This window comes from Paenibacillus puerhi (genome assembly GCF_009846885.1).
GTDB classification, from domain to species: Bacteria; Bacillota; Bacilli; order Paenibacillales; family NBRC-103111; genus Paenibacillus_G; species Paenibacillus_G puerhi.
This window is the reverse complement of record NZ_WUWM01000008.1, coordinates 34,346-50,318: the sequence shown is the minus strand read 5'-3', so window position 1 is coordinate 50,318 and position 15,973 is coordinate 34,346. Positions and strand designations below refer to the sequence as shown.

Sequence of the window (15,973 nt, the reverse complement as noted above, 5' to 3'; positions counted from 1 at the left end):
GCGCCACTCCTGTCAATCGTCCTCTGATTTACGTCGGGTAAAGATGCGTAACGGCGTGCCTTCAAAGCTGAACGCAGATCTGATCTTGTTCTCCAAGTACCGCTCATAGGAGAAATGCATCAGCTCCGGGTCATTCACGAACAATACTATCGTGGGCGGCTTAACCGATACCTGAGTCGCGTAATTGATGCGCATACGTCTGCCTTTATCGGTCGGTGGCGGGTTGATGGCGACCGCATCGGAAATAATCTCGTTAAGCACATGAGTCGGTACGCGCAGTGCATGCTGCTCCGCTACATGGTTCACCATCGGCAGCAGCTTGTGCAGCTTGACTTTGGTTTTGGCCGATAGGTATGTGACCGGCGCGTAGGTCATGAACAGAAAATGATCGCGGATTTTTTGAGTGAACTGGTGCATCGTCTTATCGTCTTTTTCTACGATATCCCATTTGTTCACGACAAAAATAGCCGCCTTGCCCGCTTCATGGGCGTATCCGGCAATATGCTTATCCTGTTCGATAATGCCCTCTTCGCCGTTGAAGACAACCAGGACGACATCCGCCCGCTCGATAGCCTTCATCGCGCGCATCACGCTGTACTTCTCGGTGTTCTCATATACCTTGCCCCGCTTGCGCATGCCTGCCGTATCGATAATGACATACTTCTGCCCGTCCTTCTCGAAAGGCGTATCGATCGCATCGCGGGTTGTGCCTGCCACATCGCTCACGATGACGCGCTCCTCGCCGAGCAGCGCATTGACCAGGGACGACTTACCGACATTCGGCCTTCCGATCAGCGCGACCTTAATGACATCTTCCCCATACTCATCTTCCGTCGTTTCCGGGAAGTGAGCGGTCACCGCCTCCAGCAAATCGCCGATCCCGGTGCCATGCGAGCCCGAAATCCCCACAACCTCGCCGAAGCCCAGGCTGTAAAACTCGTAAATATCGTCTACCCTGCTCAAGTTATCAACTTTGTTGGCAGCGATGATAACAGGCTTTTTAGCCCGGAAGAGCATCTCCGCCACTTCGCTGTCCGACGGAGTGACACCCGCCTTCGCATCTACCATAAAGACGATAACATCCGCTTCTTCGATAGCGAGTTCAGCCTGCATGCGGACGGAACGCATGATCTGGTCTTCGCCCTCAATCTCGATACCCCCGGTATCGATGATGCTGAACTCGCGGTCCAGCCACTCCCCCCGGCCGTACAAACGGTCCCGGGTAACTCCCGGTTTATCTTCTACGATAGCCAGCTTGTCGCCGATAATCCGGTTGAATATCGTCGACTTCCCCACGTTCGGTCGGCCGACAATCGCCACTATTGGCCTTGCCATGAACTTCATTCCCTTCGCGAAAACGCATCAATCGATCCAAATCTTGGTGCAATGTCAACAACATATTATATCAAACGAATGCACGCAAGTAAACCAACGCCGACTCAATCGCTTTCCTTGCGCAGCGTCTCGTTAAGGACGCGCAATGCCCGGCGAAGGCCGCCAACTACCGTCTCCAGCATTAACGCTCCCCCTCTGACAATGAAGGCGCTAAGCCACCACAAGTCGACCAAGGCTGCCGTTCCCAGCATGGCAGGCCCTTCACTCCGATGCGTGTACAGAGCAAGGCCTTCCCCGATCAGCAAGCCTCCCGCTACTGCAGCCAGTTGGAGTGCCGGTGAACGGAGCAGCATCGCACCCAGCAATCCGATCAGAAGCGAGATCGTGAGGGGGACATTCCAGACGATCAACGAAGGCATCAGGTGGAGCATTTCCGTCATAAAAAAATACAGAGCTCCCAGCAGCAGCGAAACCGACGCCAGATGAAGCCTCAGCAGTACTCCTCTTGCCCTAGACAGCACATAGACAAACAAAAGCAAAAAAACGAAGGCCGAGCCGGAGATACGCAGTCCGCCCCAACCTACTTCAACACGGAGCAGAACGGCCCAGGATGCAAAAAAAAGAAGTAGACTCGTAGGAGTGATACCTCTTAACAGGACGTCCTTCCAGCCGCTGGCGAATAGAATCAGAGCAATGACTGCTAGCAATAAGGAAATATAACCTGCATTCATCATTCGCGTTCACCTCGGAAAAAGCTTGTCCTCTCTTTTTCCTTAGTATGGCTTTCCGTTTGTCTTTTTATGAAGAATAGATGTAGCCGTCCCGGTTCGCCAATCGCTGAAGGTCAATTCCGCGAGCGATACACCATTCGGCGGTTTCTCCGCGAATCACAACAGGGACACGGCGCAAGGACTCGAGATCCTCAGCTCCAAGCGCTGTCATGACCAAGCGGAGATCTTGATGCAAGGCCCGAATATAGGCTATCAGAGCGGGCGTCCCTTCCTGCCGCTGAACCCGCAGCATAGCACCGGCCATGCCTACAGCCGAAGCGCCTAATACAAGCGATTTGGCAATATCCAGCGCTCGATCGATGCCTCCCGTCGCGATGACAGCAACCTTTTTATCGGCACCGAAGCCGTCTGCCCCTTGCGCGGCCTGCAGCACTTCAAGAAGAGAAATGGCGGTGTTAGCCCCCCAGTCATTCAGCCAATCGAGCGGCGTTACGCGGCGTGCATTCTCGATAGCGGCAAAATTCGTCCCGCCAGCGCCTCCGACGTCAATAATCCGGACGCCTGCTTCCCGCAGCGCTTCTGCGCTCTCACGTGCCATCCCGAAGCCGACTTCCTTCACAATGACGGGCACTCCGACCGTCTCTACGATGCGCCGTATGCGGCCTAGCATGCCAGTAAAGTCCCGGTCTCCTTCCGGCATGATCAGCTCCTGCATCACATTCAGATGAATTTGCAGAGCATCGGCCCCGATCATCTCGACCGCACACTCTGCCTGCTCCGTAGTAGCTTCGCTGCCCAGATTGCCGAAGATGAAGCCATCGGGGTTTATTTCCCGAACGACCCGGTAGCTTGAGGCTACCTCGGGGTTTTTAATAGCCGACATTTGGGAGCCTACGGCCATCGCGAGTCCCGTTTCCCGGGCCGCTACGGCCAGCTCCCGGTTAATTTCTTCCGTCTCCCTTGCTCCGCCCGTCATCGCATTAATAATAATCGGCGAACTCAAGGAGAGTTCGCCGATCTGGGTAGATATTGCGATATGTTCCGTCGAAGTGCCGGGGAGGCAATTGGGAATGAGCTTGACATCGTCCAAGCCGTGAAGCCCGCTTTGACCAAGCTGTAGAGCATGATGGACATGCTCCATCTTCCGTGGAATGCGCACCCTGGTTCCCTCATTTCATAGACAATGCTTATTTAAACTTGCTCAGCTTGTCGCCAAAGCGCTCTCCGAGCGTCAGGTTCAGGCCTTGCATCTCTTCATGGGATACGGATTCTCTTTCCCGTCTAGGCGCACGCTCACGCTCTTGCTTCGGCTCGCGGGCAGGAGCTTCTTCGGTTTCCTTGATGCTCAAGGAGACGCGTTTTTCGCTTGGATTCACATCCAGCACCTTTACTTGAACCTCTTGACCTTCCTTCAGCACTTCATGCGGAGTGCCGATGTGACGGTGCGAGATTTGGGAAATATGCACAAGACCTTCTACGCCAGGAGCCACTTCGATGAAAGCTCCGAATTGAACAAGACGCTTTACCGTACCGGTTACGATATCGCCGATATTGATATTCTCGGCCACTTGCTGCCAGGGTCCTGGTTGCGTTGCCTTGATGCTGAGGGAGATACGCTCGTTAGCCGGATCAACCTTCAACACTTGAACCTTGACTTGATCGCCTTCCTTGACTACTTCGGAAGGAGTCTCAACATGATGCCAAGCCATCTCGGAAATATGAACAAGACCGTCTACGCCGCCGATATCGACGAACGCGCCGAATTGCGTCAACCGTTGAACCGTACCGGTCAATTCTTGACCGACGCTCAATTGGCCCAGAACTTCCTGCTTCTTGGCTTCGAACTCTTCGTCCAGAACATCCTTTTGGGAAAGGATGACTTTATTTTTCTCTTTATCCATTTCCTTGACGCGAAGACGAAGCGTACGGCCTTTGTAATCGCTGAAATCTTCTACGAAGTTGCGCTCGACCATCGAAGCCGGCACAAAACCGCGCAAGCCTACATCGACGACAAGTCCGCCCTTAACGACCTCGGCCACTTTAGCCTCCAGAATCGTTTTGTTCTCCATGTCGGCGGCAAGCTTTTCCCAAGCCTTTTCACCTTGGATCGCTTTCTTGGACAAAACAAGCGTTTCCTTGTGATCATTGATTTGCAGAACCTTCAATTCGATCTCCTGACCGATCTCGACACTCTCGCCCGCATTGTCAAGCGACACGGACGACAGCTCGCGAAGCGGAACGACGCCGTCATATTTGTAGCCTACATCGACGACTGCTTGATCCGCTTCGACCTTGATGACCTTGCCCTTCACGATATCACCCTTTTTAAGGATGTTAACGTTGGCCATCGATTCCTCTTGGGACACCTCGGCAGTTTGTTCCTCTTGAAGCTCTTGGTCTACTTTGATTTCTTCAGACATGATTAATTTCCTCCTTAGCGACCTAAACGACAGGTAATGGTTTATTTAATAAAAAAAGCTTGTTTCCTCATTTTCTACAGTATGCCACCATTTCACAGGTTCGATGCGTGATCGCGAAGCATCTGTCGAATCGTGCCCATAATCTTATCGGTTGCCTGCTCGAGGCCTTCAGAGCCGGCATCCGCAAACTCGCTCAAATCGACCGGAGGACCATAGACGATTTTCATCGGACGGAATAAGGAATAATTGCCGATAATTGCCGCAGGTATGACGGTTGCTCCTGATTTGATCGCGAGACTGGCCGCACCTTTTTTGCCCATACCGCCTGCATTGCTGCGGGTACCCTCGGGAAAAACACCGATGATCTCGCCGCTTTTCAGAAGCTGCAGCGATAAGCGGATGGACTCCTTGCTGACGCCGCCGCGTTTGACAGGAAATGCACCGATCCGGGGCAGTACCTGCTTGAGAACGGGCAGCTGGAACAATTCAGCCTTGGCCATATAATGGACCTTGCGTTCCAGTGGGCTTCCCAGCATGGGAGGATCCCAGTTGCTCGTATGGTTGGCACAGAGCACCACACCACCCGAGGCGGGAATATGCTCCTGCCCTTCCGCGCGAACGCGGAACATCAAGGCGAACATCATCCGAAACATGCCGCGAAAAAAGCGATACAACATAACTTATTTCCCTCCACCGACTCGGCTGCCCGCCAGCTCCAGAATGCGACGAACCACATCGTCGATCGTCATGTCGCTCGTGTCGATCAGGACGGCGTCGGGCGCTCTGACAAGCGGGGAAGCTTCGCGCTGCTCGTCCATGCGATCGCGCTCGGCAATGTCAGTCATCAACTGCTCCAGCGTAACGTCCGGCTGGGAATCGCGGATCTCTTTCAAGCGCCGCTCCGCCCGGATACTGACGCTCGCCGTAAGGAATACCTTCACTTCCGCATCCGGAAGGACATGGCTCCCAATATCGCGACCGTCCATGACGATGCCCAGGCTTGCCGCCATTTCCTTCTGCTTGCGGGTCAGTACCGCCCGGATGCCGGCGATCGCCGATATACGTGATACATTACCCGTAACTTCAGGTGAGCGAATCATGCCCGTTACTTCTCGCCCGTCGACATACACGGCTTGTCCGTTCTGCCCAGGAGCAAGGCGGATTTCGGTCTGCTGTGTCAGAGAGATCATTTCCTCCGTTTGATCCGGTTGAAGGCCTTCCTCTAGAATCCTCCAGGTAATCGCCCTGTACATAGCTCCCGTATCCACGTACACGAACCCGAGAGCCCCCGCCACCAATCGGGCGATCGTACTCTTGCCAGCGCCTGCCGGACCGTCGATTGCGATGTTAAACTTCTCCAAGTTGCGGCCTCCTTACCTCAATGAAAACGGACGAGCAATCTGAAAAAAACAGGCCGAGGCCTTGAACGATGAAAATTATACCATAGGTATCTCAAAGAATGCAAAAGACTGCGTCCAAACCTTCGGTGCAGCCCTCACCAGCTCTAGGGCTTTGCCCCCTGCCGATAAGGCTGTCCTTCGAGTCTTTCGACTTTGACTAGCCGCTCGCGGACCTCCGGAATACGCAGCAGCGCCTGGGAAATAATCAGCCCCGCGAGGAAGACGACGAGCAGAACAGCCCCTGCTTTCTCGACTTGGCGGGAAAATCGGATAAAGAGCTCCTCGTACCCGGTATCGTTCTCTTCCTGGTTCTTTCGTATCATGCTATGGCTCCCCCTCCGGCTCTCAGGCTGCGCGTAGTGTGCCCAAGAGGGGAGGGAAATTATTCCACCGGACTTATTTTTTACGGAAGTCGAATTGTCTCTCGAAGCAATACCGGATCACCTTCTGCCGGTCTCCTTCGCCGATCTCCGTGAAACGGAGCATGACCTGCTGACGGCCGGTCTCCAGCTTCTTGACACGTACGATTTCGCTCTTGAACGGTACATGCTCGATTACTCCGCTCTTGAACGGCAGCAGCAGCCAGCAGCCAACCGCTTGTCCCTCTCCGACCGGTATGGAGCCTTCGCAGAGAAACGATATCCCCCCGCCTCCCACGTCATCGGTCATCGCGACAAATTGATAATTATCGCTGAGGCGGACAGCTAGCTCTAATTCGGCGGGCACCCGGAGGAAGCTGCGGCGCTGGACTTTGGTGATCGATTCGGGATTCGGCTTCTTAATCTGAACGAGGCGGATCACATCATCATTAAAACCGAACACGGAGGAGCTAAAATAATTTTTGACCCCGCCGTCCGTAAGGAAGTAGATGGATAACTCATCCCCCGGATACAGCCGCTTGAGACGCCCTGACGTCTCATGGATCGGAACCTCCATGCTGATATGGTCATCCGTAATGTCGGCGATACGCGACTTGTACTCCTGTCTGGCTTCCTCCTCGTCGATGGAGTTCACCTGTATATGTAAAATAGTATTGACCTTTGGAAGCAAGCTCGGCAACCCCCTGACAGAATCGTTAACAGACTTTAGAACTATACATACCCTTCTATTATAACATGCCCCCCCGATATGGAAAGGTAAATTTGTCCTTGACGCCAAATCCGTCTGCCCCCTGCAGAAGGCAAGCGGGACCAGCCTTGGCTCAGCAGCCCCCGTACGCCGAAGAATCCGCAGCGTCTGCTGCGGATTCTTCGGGAATAGCTTTATGCGGCTTGGCTATTGGCCGTCAGGTTCGGGAAACCTGCGCCTCTTCCTCGCTTATACGGTCGATCTTCTCATGGGCTCCGCTATCGGCATTCACGTAGATGCTGTAAAGCCCGCCGTTCACTCGTCCAACAACCTGATAGCATTGCACCTCTTCCTCAACATCGTTGCGGATTAAAGCTTTTCGTACACTTTCCGCTTTGAATTCCGGACTCAGCGTCTTCTTGGCTTCCTCCTCCGTCAGCTTCGGCGCGGCCAGTTGACGCTCCTTCTTGTCATATACGTAATCCCTCGCTTCCAGTCCGGTAACCTCGCCGTTATCCAGCGCAACCTTAACTGCGACCTTCTCCAGGTAATTGATCACGTCCTGGTTTCGCGAGGCAAAAGTAATATCGGCCACATTGCTGTACTCGTCATAGCTGACGGCCGTCATGCCGTCATAACCGTGATCGTCCAGAAATTGCGCGGCGATATCGCGCGCCTGCCGCAGATCGAGCTGCTTGGACTTCACATCCCGGGCTTCATTGTACCACAGGAGTTGTCCGCCTTTTTTCGAATAGTCGAGGTGTGCGCCGTCCTGCGTTCCTTCCTTCGGAACAAAAGCGCTATAGGACTGATACGGTGTACCCGTCCCGTTCTCTACGACTTGGATGACGCTCGGATCGATTGCGCCGAGGAACTGCGCTGCCTTCATTTTGATCTCGTCTGCCGTTACCTCGTTGCCGCTGAGCATCGTCATATTACGCTTAAGGCTTTGATTCATGCTCATGACGGCAGGGCTCCAGTCGATCTCGGGATATTCGCTGACTTTCTTATCCATCGAGGTGAAGCCGTCGATAATGGCGTTATCCTGAGGCTCCTTCTGCGTGGCAAGCGCCAGCTCGACATCCATCCAACGAAGATTTTGCGCCATGACCGTCGATTGTACCTGCCTCAGGTCCTTGTTAATCTGAGTGGAATGCTCATAAAGCGTACGGAGCGTCTTCATCTCGTCTTGCGAGAGAGGCTGCTTGCTTAGATCCCTTACCGCAGCCCGATAAGCAAAGTTCGAGATATTGGCCAGAAACTCTTCCGTCTTGTTGAAGGGAAGGAGAGTTAACGGCAGCTGGCTAATTTCATTTTGAGCTTGACTCGTAATGCGCCATACGTTGATCAGCCCTTTTTTATAGGCATCCTGCGAGGTTGCATTCACCGCCAGCGTGTTGCCTAGCTCGTTATGCAGCTTGCCGACGTGGAACGATAAGTCGTGAAAAGCCCGTTGATACTGATTTTCCGCCTTGATTAATACCGAATTTTTCTCTTGATGCTCCATATACCCCCATAACCCGGTTCCAATCAAAGCGACCAGCAGAATCGGAAACATAATAACGCTCAGTCTTTTGTACATGTGCAATAAAGCTCCCTTCTTCAGCCATTGTTGGGCTTAGTTTGCGCTTGAAGGCAGTTCCTTTATGCACAAGATGCGATGCCGCGAAAGAAAATTGTTCGTTTCATTGCCGCCATGGACAAGCTCCGGGCATCCGAGAGGTTCTCTAGGCAAAAAAGCCATCCCAGCGGGACGGCCTTTCGGAGCAAACTAGAGTTCATTCGTTTCAATGTCAAAATCTTGCTCGTTATCGCAAATGCAGCGCTTGAAGCCCGTATCGATCTTTCCTTTGTCCATACGCCCCTTCAGTGTAAACTTCTCACCGCAGCTTTTGCATCGAATTTTCACCTTAATACGAGTTTGGACGACGTTCATAAGGCTCCTTTCGTTTCCTAACAGGATGGGATATCCCCATTATGGACAGCCTTATTAAATTTTAACCCGATCCTCGCGAGTGACCATGCGGAGCGGGGATCTCGCGTTGGCCCGCTTAACCTTCCATAAACTCCGGAGCCAGAGGTAGGCCATTAGCGGACCCATGATCCAAAGCCAGTAGCCTTTGGCGACAAATAGCGTGTAGTCAAACACCCCGTGCCAGAAAAACGGCAGCACAAAAGCCATGGCCAGCTGCTTGTGGGATCCTGCCGGATCAAACTTCGCCTGGCCGAAATGATAGCCCATCATAACGCCGAACATCGCGTGACCGGACACGGGAAGAAAAGCCCGCATAAGCAGTGTGGTGAAATCCATGGAGTTCAGCAGCGCATAAAGCACATTCTCCAGCGTGGCAAAGCCGAGCGAGGCCGCTACCGCGTATACAATGCCGTCATAGGGCTCGTCGAAAGTCGTATGCTTGTAGATCACGAAGTAGACGATAAACCATTTCATAAATTCTTCAGGCAATGAAGAGGAGATAAAGGCAAAAACAAGGGGATGGTCGCCAAAGCCTTGAACAAATGCATTCTGCAAGACCATGACTGGAAAAACGATCAGCAATCCCAAAAAAAACTGCCGCAGCACCAGCGAGATGGGCTCCGGATCATACCGGTCCTTGAGATAAAAATAGGACAGCAGGGCAGCACCCGGCGCAACGGCAGTGATTAATAGTGTGAGTATGCTCAGGTGCTTTCCCTCCTAATCCATGTCATATCTTCATTATAGACCTATTCGAACGGATGTGCCATGCCTTAATTCGACAATTTGCGCTAGCTTCAAGCTCCCTCGGATTCTGCGCCAACTTCACCGGCAGACTCAGCCTCCATCGCTTCGAAGCGGGCTTCGCAGTGAAGGAAACGCAGCGGTATGGAGGCTAGGGAGCCGTTACGGTGCTTGACCAATTGGAGCAAGCAGGGATTCTCGCTGTCGTCCTCCACGGTCCCCTCCGTACGTCCTTGCGTAAGCGAAAGAACGACATCAGCCGAAGCCTCCGCCCCTTCGGGCAGTTTCTCGACGCCAAGATCGATGGGTATAGCGGTAATGACGGGAGCGTCATTCTCCCGGGACCATTGCTTTAATACATAGGCAAGCATCGTCTGATGCTCAGCCACCGACTGGGGCTGCCGCTGCAAGCCCGTCGTCGGGATGCGGTTCAGATGGTCGATGAACACGACCGGCGTTCGGCCCGCAATGCCCGCAATTCGTTCGATCGTTGCAAACACCCGGTCCATCGCCGTCTCCAGCGTGCATTCGATGGTCCACATCCATTTGCTGATGTGCACATACTGCTTATTGGCCCGGCTCACGTCCTCGGGCGAAGCCTTGCCGCTCAGCACGAGCTGCGGCTCCGTACCGATCAGACGCGCGATACTGCGCGCCCAAAGCTCGAATGCCGTCATGTCCCAGGAGACATAGACGACAGGAATTTGCCTGGAGGCGATCTCATCGGCCATCTGCTTCATAAGCATCGTCTTCCCCGAAGAGGCGCAGCCCGTTATATAATAAAGTCCGGTACGAAGTCCCCCGAACAAGGCATGGTCCAGCGAATCGAACCCGGTCGGAATCCCTGTGGACTGACCGCGATACCGCTTCATATATTCTTCCGTATAAGCGGTAATATGCTTGACATCGGGCGAAATCGGCAGCAGAAGCGATTCCTCCATCGTTTCATTGAGCAGTTGGATGAAGGTGTCCAAAGGATTCTGCACGCGCACGAAAAAATCGTTCACGTCCTTGATGGATTCAGGCAGGTTAACGATAAACGTTTCCTTGCTGATTCCCTGGAGAAGCTCCTGGACCCGCGAGCTTTCGCGGCGCCCCAGCTCGTCATTGCCCAAGCATACGAACACCCGCTTATGTCTGAGCTTCTCTACATGCGTTTCCTTAAACGTCATCCAGACCGGCGGGCATACCGCAGGCAGGCGAGCTTGCGCCAGACTCAGCACATCGAACACACCGCCGCAGAGCACCACATCCTCCGTCTGCTCCAGGACCGACTCGTTAAACAAATAGTCCTCTTCCCCGACTAACGCTTTATACTTCGGATCCCTGTTGTCGATGGATCGCCCGATCAGATCGATCGGCAGACCTTGTTTATCCACGATAGGGATGATGACCCGATTTTGAAAGTATCCCCCTATCTTGCCTGTCTGCACATAAAAACCGATCTTTCCCGCCTCAAATCCAATGCGATACTGCTCCGCAGTCTCTTGCTCGATCCCTCTGCGCTGCAAGTAGTGCAGCGCTTCTCCCGTCAGCTGCTTCTGGTAATGCGCGACCAGCTCTTCCAGGTCAAACGAAGGTTTCGCCGCGCTTCTGTTCATTCCCGTCATATCCATGCTCCTCTCCGCAAAAAAAGCATTCCTCAAAAACGAATCGTTTTTGCGAATGCTTTACCCTGTATATCGTATGCACGGAAACGACTTCACCCGCTAACGCACTTACTGAAATTTGGCGCAAAGCGTTCCGACCGCGTTCTCGGCAATAACGGTCTTGCCGTATTCTTCAAGTACTGCATGAGTTACGGAAGTCGCTTCTCCATATTCGGACAATACGGCCACGACCGCCTGCAGTTTTTTCTCATCCATCGATTCGGCATCAAGCAGCAAGATCCACTTGTTCTTATATGCATACAACGTTCCGCCGTCCGTAAGCATTGGCTCCATGACTTTGGCAAGACGAAGCAAATCCTCGAAGTCGTTGAACGCATAAGTGACCTGATCCGTTTCTTCGAGCGTCAGTTCCAGCTCGTACACTTCTTCATCAAGTTCGTCTTCCAAGGTGTCTTCACCGGAATTGAAGTTCATCTTACCCCGGGTGACGATAACCATCATCCCTTGTGCCGGCATGGCAAGAACTTCAACAGCGAGCGGACCGCTGGCATCAAATCCAAGTTCCATGTAAGCCTGATCCATCATCTCGCTAAACAGCTCATGAACTTTGGGAATTTCCCGCCACATGTCATCCTTTTGAATGCCGCGCTCTGTTAAGTCATCGAATGTGAGGAAAATCCGTATCTTGTCCTGACTTAAACGCTCCATTTTCATACTGGATTCCTCCCTTGCCGACTGTATTAACAGCTTATGAAGTTTGGTTTACAAAGGTGTGCCGCGGGAGCAGCCGCAGCGGCGCTAACCGTTATGCAAGCAGAGCAAGGGCTGAGCCCCCGAGCAACAGCTTGTATTCCATGTTACGACTATTATATCACATTCCTGCAAGAAAAGAACGCTTCCCCGCCGAAAAAAGGCTTATAGTCAAAAAATCCGCCAGTTCCCCCTTGGACGGACGAAAAAACGCAGAAGGCCTCCCCCTAGGAGTTGCCTTCTGCGTCTGGATCGCCGACGATTCCCGCATCAGTGCGCGTGCTGCTCTTTATTCTGCTCTTTGCCTGCAGTCTCTGCGGAGCCAGCAATAATCTCGTCCACCGCTTCCTTCAGTTTCGGATCCTTCCGGATGATCTCCTCGACCTTCCCCAATCCGTCGATTCCAAGCTGCAGGCTGTCGGAAGAAGCTTTTTTCGAGCTGGCTCCAGCCAGTCCGCCAGCTGACTGGGTGTCTGCATGTTTGCCCGAACGGCCCAGGCCGCTGTGCAGCAATCCAGATGATGCCTCATTGCTCGAGAGCGCGGAGAAAAGCATCGGTTTCGCCCGTTTCGTCAAGTATATTGCCGCAGCCGCCCCGACAACCCCGCCTAACAGGAAAGTACTCATCTTCATAGCTATCCCTCCATCCTCTTGGTATTCGTAATCTATTTTCCGCTAGGTAACCAGCCGCCATACATGATAAAATCAGGAAGGGCCGCTTTCGGCGGTCCGATTCGGGCGACTTCCCAGCAAAGGAGCTGACACAAGCGATGATTACGAACAAATGGATGACACTCCCGGCCGCCCTGCTGGTGGCCGCGGCTGTTACAGCCTGTCAGGCTTCTCCGGGAGAGCCTGCTGCGGTTCAGCCTCAGCCCCCGCCGGCCCGGACTTCACCGCCATCCGGCACGGGCGAGAAACCGGCGGATGTTCAGACTGCGCCTTCTCCATCCGTCCCTTCCGCTTCGAAGCCTCCTCAGGCTGAAGCGCCGCCGGCACAGGAGCCTCAGCCAGCGGCCAAAACGTACAGGATGAATCCCAAGACGTACGATATCGTACCGATCGACCCGGACAAGCATCCGAAAAAGGTCGTCCTGCTTACCTTTGACGACGGGCCTAAGGATATGGAAATGAACAAAGCTATGCTGGATACGCTGGATAAGCATAAGGCGAAGGCGATCTTTTTTCTGAACGGTTACCGGATCAAGCAGAAGCCCGATATCGTCAAGCTCCTGCACGACCGCGGACAGACGATCGGCAACCACTCTTGGGACCATATCGACCTGAAGAAGGAAAACAAAGAAAAAGTCGACCAGCAGCTGGCCGACGTTCAGAAAGCGGTCGAGGAGCTCATTGGCAAGGCTCCGTCATTTTTCCGTCCTCCCCATGGCTCCGGCAGCGATCTTGTCCGGGCCAAAGCCAAAGAAGAGAATATGCTGTATATGACATGGTCCAACGGATCGAAGGATTGGGAGATGTCGACCAAAAATCACAGCTCGGATCAGGTCGCTGCGAACGTCATGGAACAGCTGCACGCCGGCAGCAACATTCTTATGCATGAGCTGCCTTGGACCGTCGAAGCGCTAGACAAGCTGCTAACGCAGCTGGAGGAGAAGGGCTACGGCTTCGTAGATCCGGATGCGATCGAGCTTACGGATACAGCCTCCTCCACCCCCACAGCAAAAGCCCCGTAACAAGCAGTATAAAAATCCAGAGCAGCGACCGATAAAAGATACGTAGCCATTTTTCTTTCTCGGTTGGATGCACCGATCTCCGCGGCGGCAGGTAATGATCCTCGGGCAGGGGGACCTCCTCCCTGCCCGAAGGCCGCGCGATCGTGGGTTCTTCCTGCAAGCGTTTGGCATTCATCTTAAGTCTCTCTCCTGTATCGTAGGATGCACCCCATCACAAAATCGATGAGAAAGTGAGCAAGGATCGGCGTCCAGAGCGAGCCCGTCTGGATATATATCCAGCCAAGCCCATAGCTGATGCCGAACACAAGCCCGGTCATTAACCAGTGCTGCAGATACCGGAAGTGGATGGCCGCGAACAAGATGCTCGTCCAATACGGCCCCCAGCTTGCCTGGATCGCGCCGCGAAACAGCAGTTCCTCGCAGACGGCTACCACAAGCGACATGACGGCTATATGCCAAAGCGGACGGCTTCCAAACAGCATTTCGTTGATTCCGCCGTCATCTGCGACCTCAGGAGGGACCCATTGCGAGATAAGCAAGTCCACGACGAGAACCACGGCGGCAAACACGGCTCCCCACAAGACGATGGGCCAGGCCGGCTCCAGCGAAAATAAGGACGGGAGGTTCGGCTTTTGAAACCATAGGATAACAGCGGCTATAAGCAGCACTACGGCTTGGGTCACATACAGATTGAGGACCAGCAAGCGGTCCGTCAATTCATCGGCGCGAACGCGATGGAATTTGAATTGCTTGAAGTTAAATTTTTTCATGAAGATTCCCTTTTTCGACAAATTCGCCTATACTAGCTGCATAGAATAGAGTTGAGGTGCTTTGCTTATGGAGAAACGTTTAAACCGAACTGACTATGTATTCGCCATCACATTCATCTTTATGCTTGTCGTCTCGGTAGGAGCCTTCTTCTACGGTCTGCAGCTCGGCGGGCAGCGCGCCTCCGAGAAGTACGAAGAGCTGCTGGTTAAGCAAAAAGAAGAAAGGGACGGCTTCGCCGCGTATCATCAGCAGTACCTCGTCTCCTTCTATCATACCATTTATCAACCGTACAGGGAATTTCATAAAGCATGGTTCGACAAAATGGACCAGCTTCAATCGAATCGCTCGCCGGATTCGTCACTCTTGTTAAAGGAGCTGGCGAAGCAAGCGCAAACGATCTACAGCGAGCTGAGTGAGAAATCGACTCCCGCTTCCTCCCCGCTTCTGCAGGATGCGCATAAGGATTATATGAGGAGCCTAAAGCTGTTTAGCGAAGCCCTTCCCGGCTTTGCCTCCAAAGCCAATGCCATGAGAGGAACTGAGCTTGTAGCCCAGCTGCAGGCAGACGCCTATCTGGCGGAAGCAAGGAGCTTCGCCCTGAAGGCGGAGAACGGTTATTATCAGTCGATCATCAAATGGGCTGAGACATCCGAACCGCAGTTCAAAGCCGTCGATGTGACCAAGCCGCTGAATATCGAGCAGTGGAGCGCTCTATCGCTCAACATGAAGAATGCCTACATAGCCAACATGCTGCTTGCAAGCCACCGTTATCAAGCCTTTACACCGCAGGATCTGAGCGGACGAATCGACGATATGATCACCAGCGGTCAAGTTAAAAAAATGAATCTTGGCGAAATCGGCGCGGTAACCGACATGCTGATCGCCACCGACGCCGTCCGCGAGGGAGATTTCCTTCGTGTCAGGAGCAAGCTGTACGCGAACGAAACGCTGCCCCTCCTGCCGTTCTACACGAATTAAAAAACAAAGCCGCCGTTCCCCTCAAGGAATGACGGCTTTTCATTATTAACGACGACCGGGCGCGGGCTCAGTCGTACCGAAACCCTCGCAGTGCGGCCAGAGCGGCCATTCCGCCTTCTACATTCACCGTATTCGCGAAGCCCTGCTCGCTCAAGTACCGGCAAACGTTCTCGCTGCGCACCCCGTGGGCGCAAACGACATAGATCGGCTGATCCCTTGGCAGCTCCTCCAGCTTCTGAGGGATCGTCATCATCGGGGTAAGCTCCATATGATCCCAATGATAAAATTCCCACTCCTCAGGCTGTCTGACGTCTATAGTCAGCGTCCCTTCCAGCTCGCCCTTCTCCAGCTTCCTCGCGTAAGCATCCGGCCCGATGCGTTCAAATGTCATGCCGGTTTCCTCCTTCATTCCTGCCGTTCTATCGTTCATTGTACCTCCGGCGCGCTCCCCTGGCAATTACCCGGCCTTACCGAGCGCGCCGAAGGGTCCAAGCGGC

The 15,973-nt window shown here is 53.5% G+C and carries 17 protein-coding genes; 2 read left to right on the top strand and 15 right to left on the bottom strand.

What is annotated here, in order from left to right; genetic code table 11:
- Positions 1-12 precede the first annotated feature (12 nt).
- From der to GSF01_RS08780, 13 genes are all read right to left on the bottom strand, one after another.
- The gene (gene der, locus GSF01_RS08840) at positions 13-1,335 is read right to left on the bottom strand and encodes a ribosome biogenesis GTPase Der (protein WP_159882976.1); all 1,323 of its coding nucleotides are present in this window, start codon (positions 1,333-1,335) and stop codon (positions 13-15) included.
- Between the two features lie 104 nt (positions 1,336-1,439).
- A complete protein-coding gene (locus tag GSF01_RS08835; RefSeq protein WP_159882974.1) occupies positions 1,440-2,069 on the bottom strand; it encodes a YphA family membrane protein in 630 nt (209 codons plus the stop codon).
- A 64-nt stretch (positions 2,070-2,133) separates the two neighbouring features.
- Positions 2,134-3,207 (bottom strand): type 2 isopentenyl-diphosphate Delta-isomerase, encoded by a 1,074-nt coding sequence (gene fni, locus GSF01_RS08830; RefSeq protein ID WP_201305348.1) that lies wholly within the window; start codon positions 3,205-3,207, stop codon positions 2,134-2,136.
- Between the two features lie 46 nt (positions 3,208-3,253).
- Positions 3,254-4,486 carry a 30S ribosomal protein S1 gene (gene rpsA / locus GSF01_RS08825; RefSeq protein ID WP_159882970.1) on the bottom strand — a complete coding sequence of 411 codons (1,233 nt, stop codon included), beginning with the start codon at positions 4,484-4,486 and terminating at the stop codon, positions 3,254-3,256.
- A gap of 92 nt (positions 4,487-4,578) precedes the next feature.
- Positions 4,579-5,163: a lysophospholipid acyltransferase family protein gene (locus GSF01_RS08820; protein ID WP_159882968.1), complete on the bottom strand. Its 585-nt coding sequence runs from the start codon at positions 5,161-5,163 to the stop codon at positions 4,579-4,581.
- Positions 5,164-5,166: 3 nt separating this feature from the next.
- Positions 5,167-5,847: a (d)CMP kinase gene (cmk, locus tag GSF01_RS08815; RefSeq protein ID WP_159882966.1), complete on the bottom strand. Its 681-nt coding sequence runs from the start codon at positions 5,845-5,847 to the stop codon at positions 5,167-5,169.
- A gap of 143 nt (positions 5,848-5,990) precedes the next feature.
- A complete protein-coding gene (locus tag GSF01_RS08810; RefSeq protein ID WP_159882964.1) occupies positions 5,991-6,209 on the bottom strand; it encodes a hypothetical protein in 219 nt (72 codons plus the stop codon).
- Between the two features lie 73 nt (positions 6,210-6,282).
- Positions 6,283-6,936: a flagellar brake protein gene (locus tag GSF01_RS08805; protein ID WP_159882962.1), complete on the bottom strand. Its 654-nt coding sequence runs from the start codon at positions 6,934-6,936 to the stop codon at positions 6,283-6,285.
- 235 nt (positions 6,937-7,171) lie between these two features.
- Positions 7,172-8,536, bottom strand: a complete 1,365-nt coding sequence (gene ypeB, locus GSF01_RS08800; RefSeq protein ID WP_159882960.1) for a germination protein YpeB — start codon at positions 8,534-8,536, stop codon at positions 7,172-7,174.
- 408 nt (positions 8,537-8,944) lie between these two features.
- Positions 8,945-9,637 (bottom strand): glutamic-type intramembrane protease PrsW, encoded by a 693-nt coding sequence (gene prsW, locus GSF01_RS08795; protein ID WP_159883304.1) that lies wholly within the window; start codon positions 9,635-9,637, stop codon positions 8,945-8,947.
- Positions 9,638-9,726: 89 nt separating this feature from the next.
- Positions 9,727-11,283 (bottom strand): DnaB-like helicase C-terminal domain-containing protein, encoded by a 1,557-nt coding sequence (locus GSF01_RS08790; protein ID WP_235941362.1) that lies wholly within the window; start codon positions 11,281-11,283, stop codon positions 9,727-9,729.
- A gap of 108 nt (positions 11,284-11,391) precedes the next feature.
- Positions 11,392-11,997, bottom strand: coding sequence for a genetic competence negative regulator (locus GSF01_RS08785; RefSeq protein ID WP_159882956.1), 606 nt, complete (start codon positions 11,995-11,997; stop codon positions 11,392-11,394).
- A 306-nt stretch (positions 11,998-12,303) separates the two neighbouring features.
- Positions 12,304-12,666, bottom strand: a complete 363-nt coding sequence (locus GSF01_RS08780; protein WP_159882954.1) for a hypothetical protein — start codon at positions 12,664-12,666, stop codon at positions 12,304-12,306.
- A gap of 137 nt (positions 12,667-12,803) precedes the next feature.
- On the opposite strand from GSF01_RS08780, the gene GSF01_RS08775 reads away from it, so the two are divergent.
- Positions 12,804-13,727, top strand: coding sequence for a polysaccharide deacetylase family protein (locus GSF01_RS08775; RefSeq protein ID WP_159882952.1), 924 nt, complete (start codon positions 12,804-12,806; stop codon positions 13,725-13,727).
- A 176-nt stretch (positions 13,728-13,903) separates the two neighbouring features.
- On the opposite strand, the gene GSF01_RS08770 is transcribed toward GSF01_RS08775, so the two are convergent.
- A complete protein-coding gene (locus tag GSF01_RS08770) occupies positions 13,904-14,497 on the bottom strand; it encodes a CPBP family intramembrane glutamic endopeptidase (protein WP_159882950.1) in 594 nt (197 codons plus the stop codon).
- Between the two features lie 67 nt (positions 14,498-14,564).
- On the opposite strand from GSF01_RS08770, the gene GSF01_RS08765 reads away from it, so the two are divergent.
- On the top strand, positions 14,565-15,476 hold the full coding sequence (locus GSF01_RS08765; protein ID WP_159882948.1) for a hypothetical protein: 912 nt from the start codon (positions 14,565-14,567) through the stop codon (positions 15,474-15,476).
- Between the two features lie 67 nt (positions 15,477-15,543).
- Here the strand turns inward: GSF01_RS08765 and GSF01_RS08760 are convergent, their stop codons facing one another.
- On the bottom strand, positions 15,544-15,867 hold the full coding sequence (locus GSF01_RS08760; protein WP_159882946.1) for a rhodanese-like domain-containing protein: 324 nt from the start codon (positions 15,865-15,867) through the stop codon (positions 15,544-15,546).
- Between the last annotated feature and the right edge of the window lie 106 nt (positions 15,868-15,973).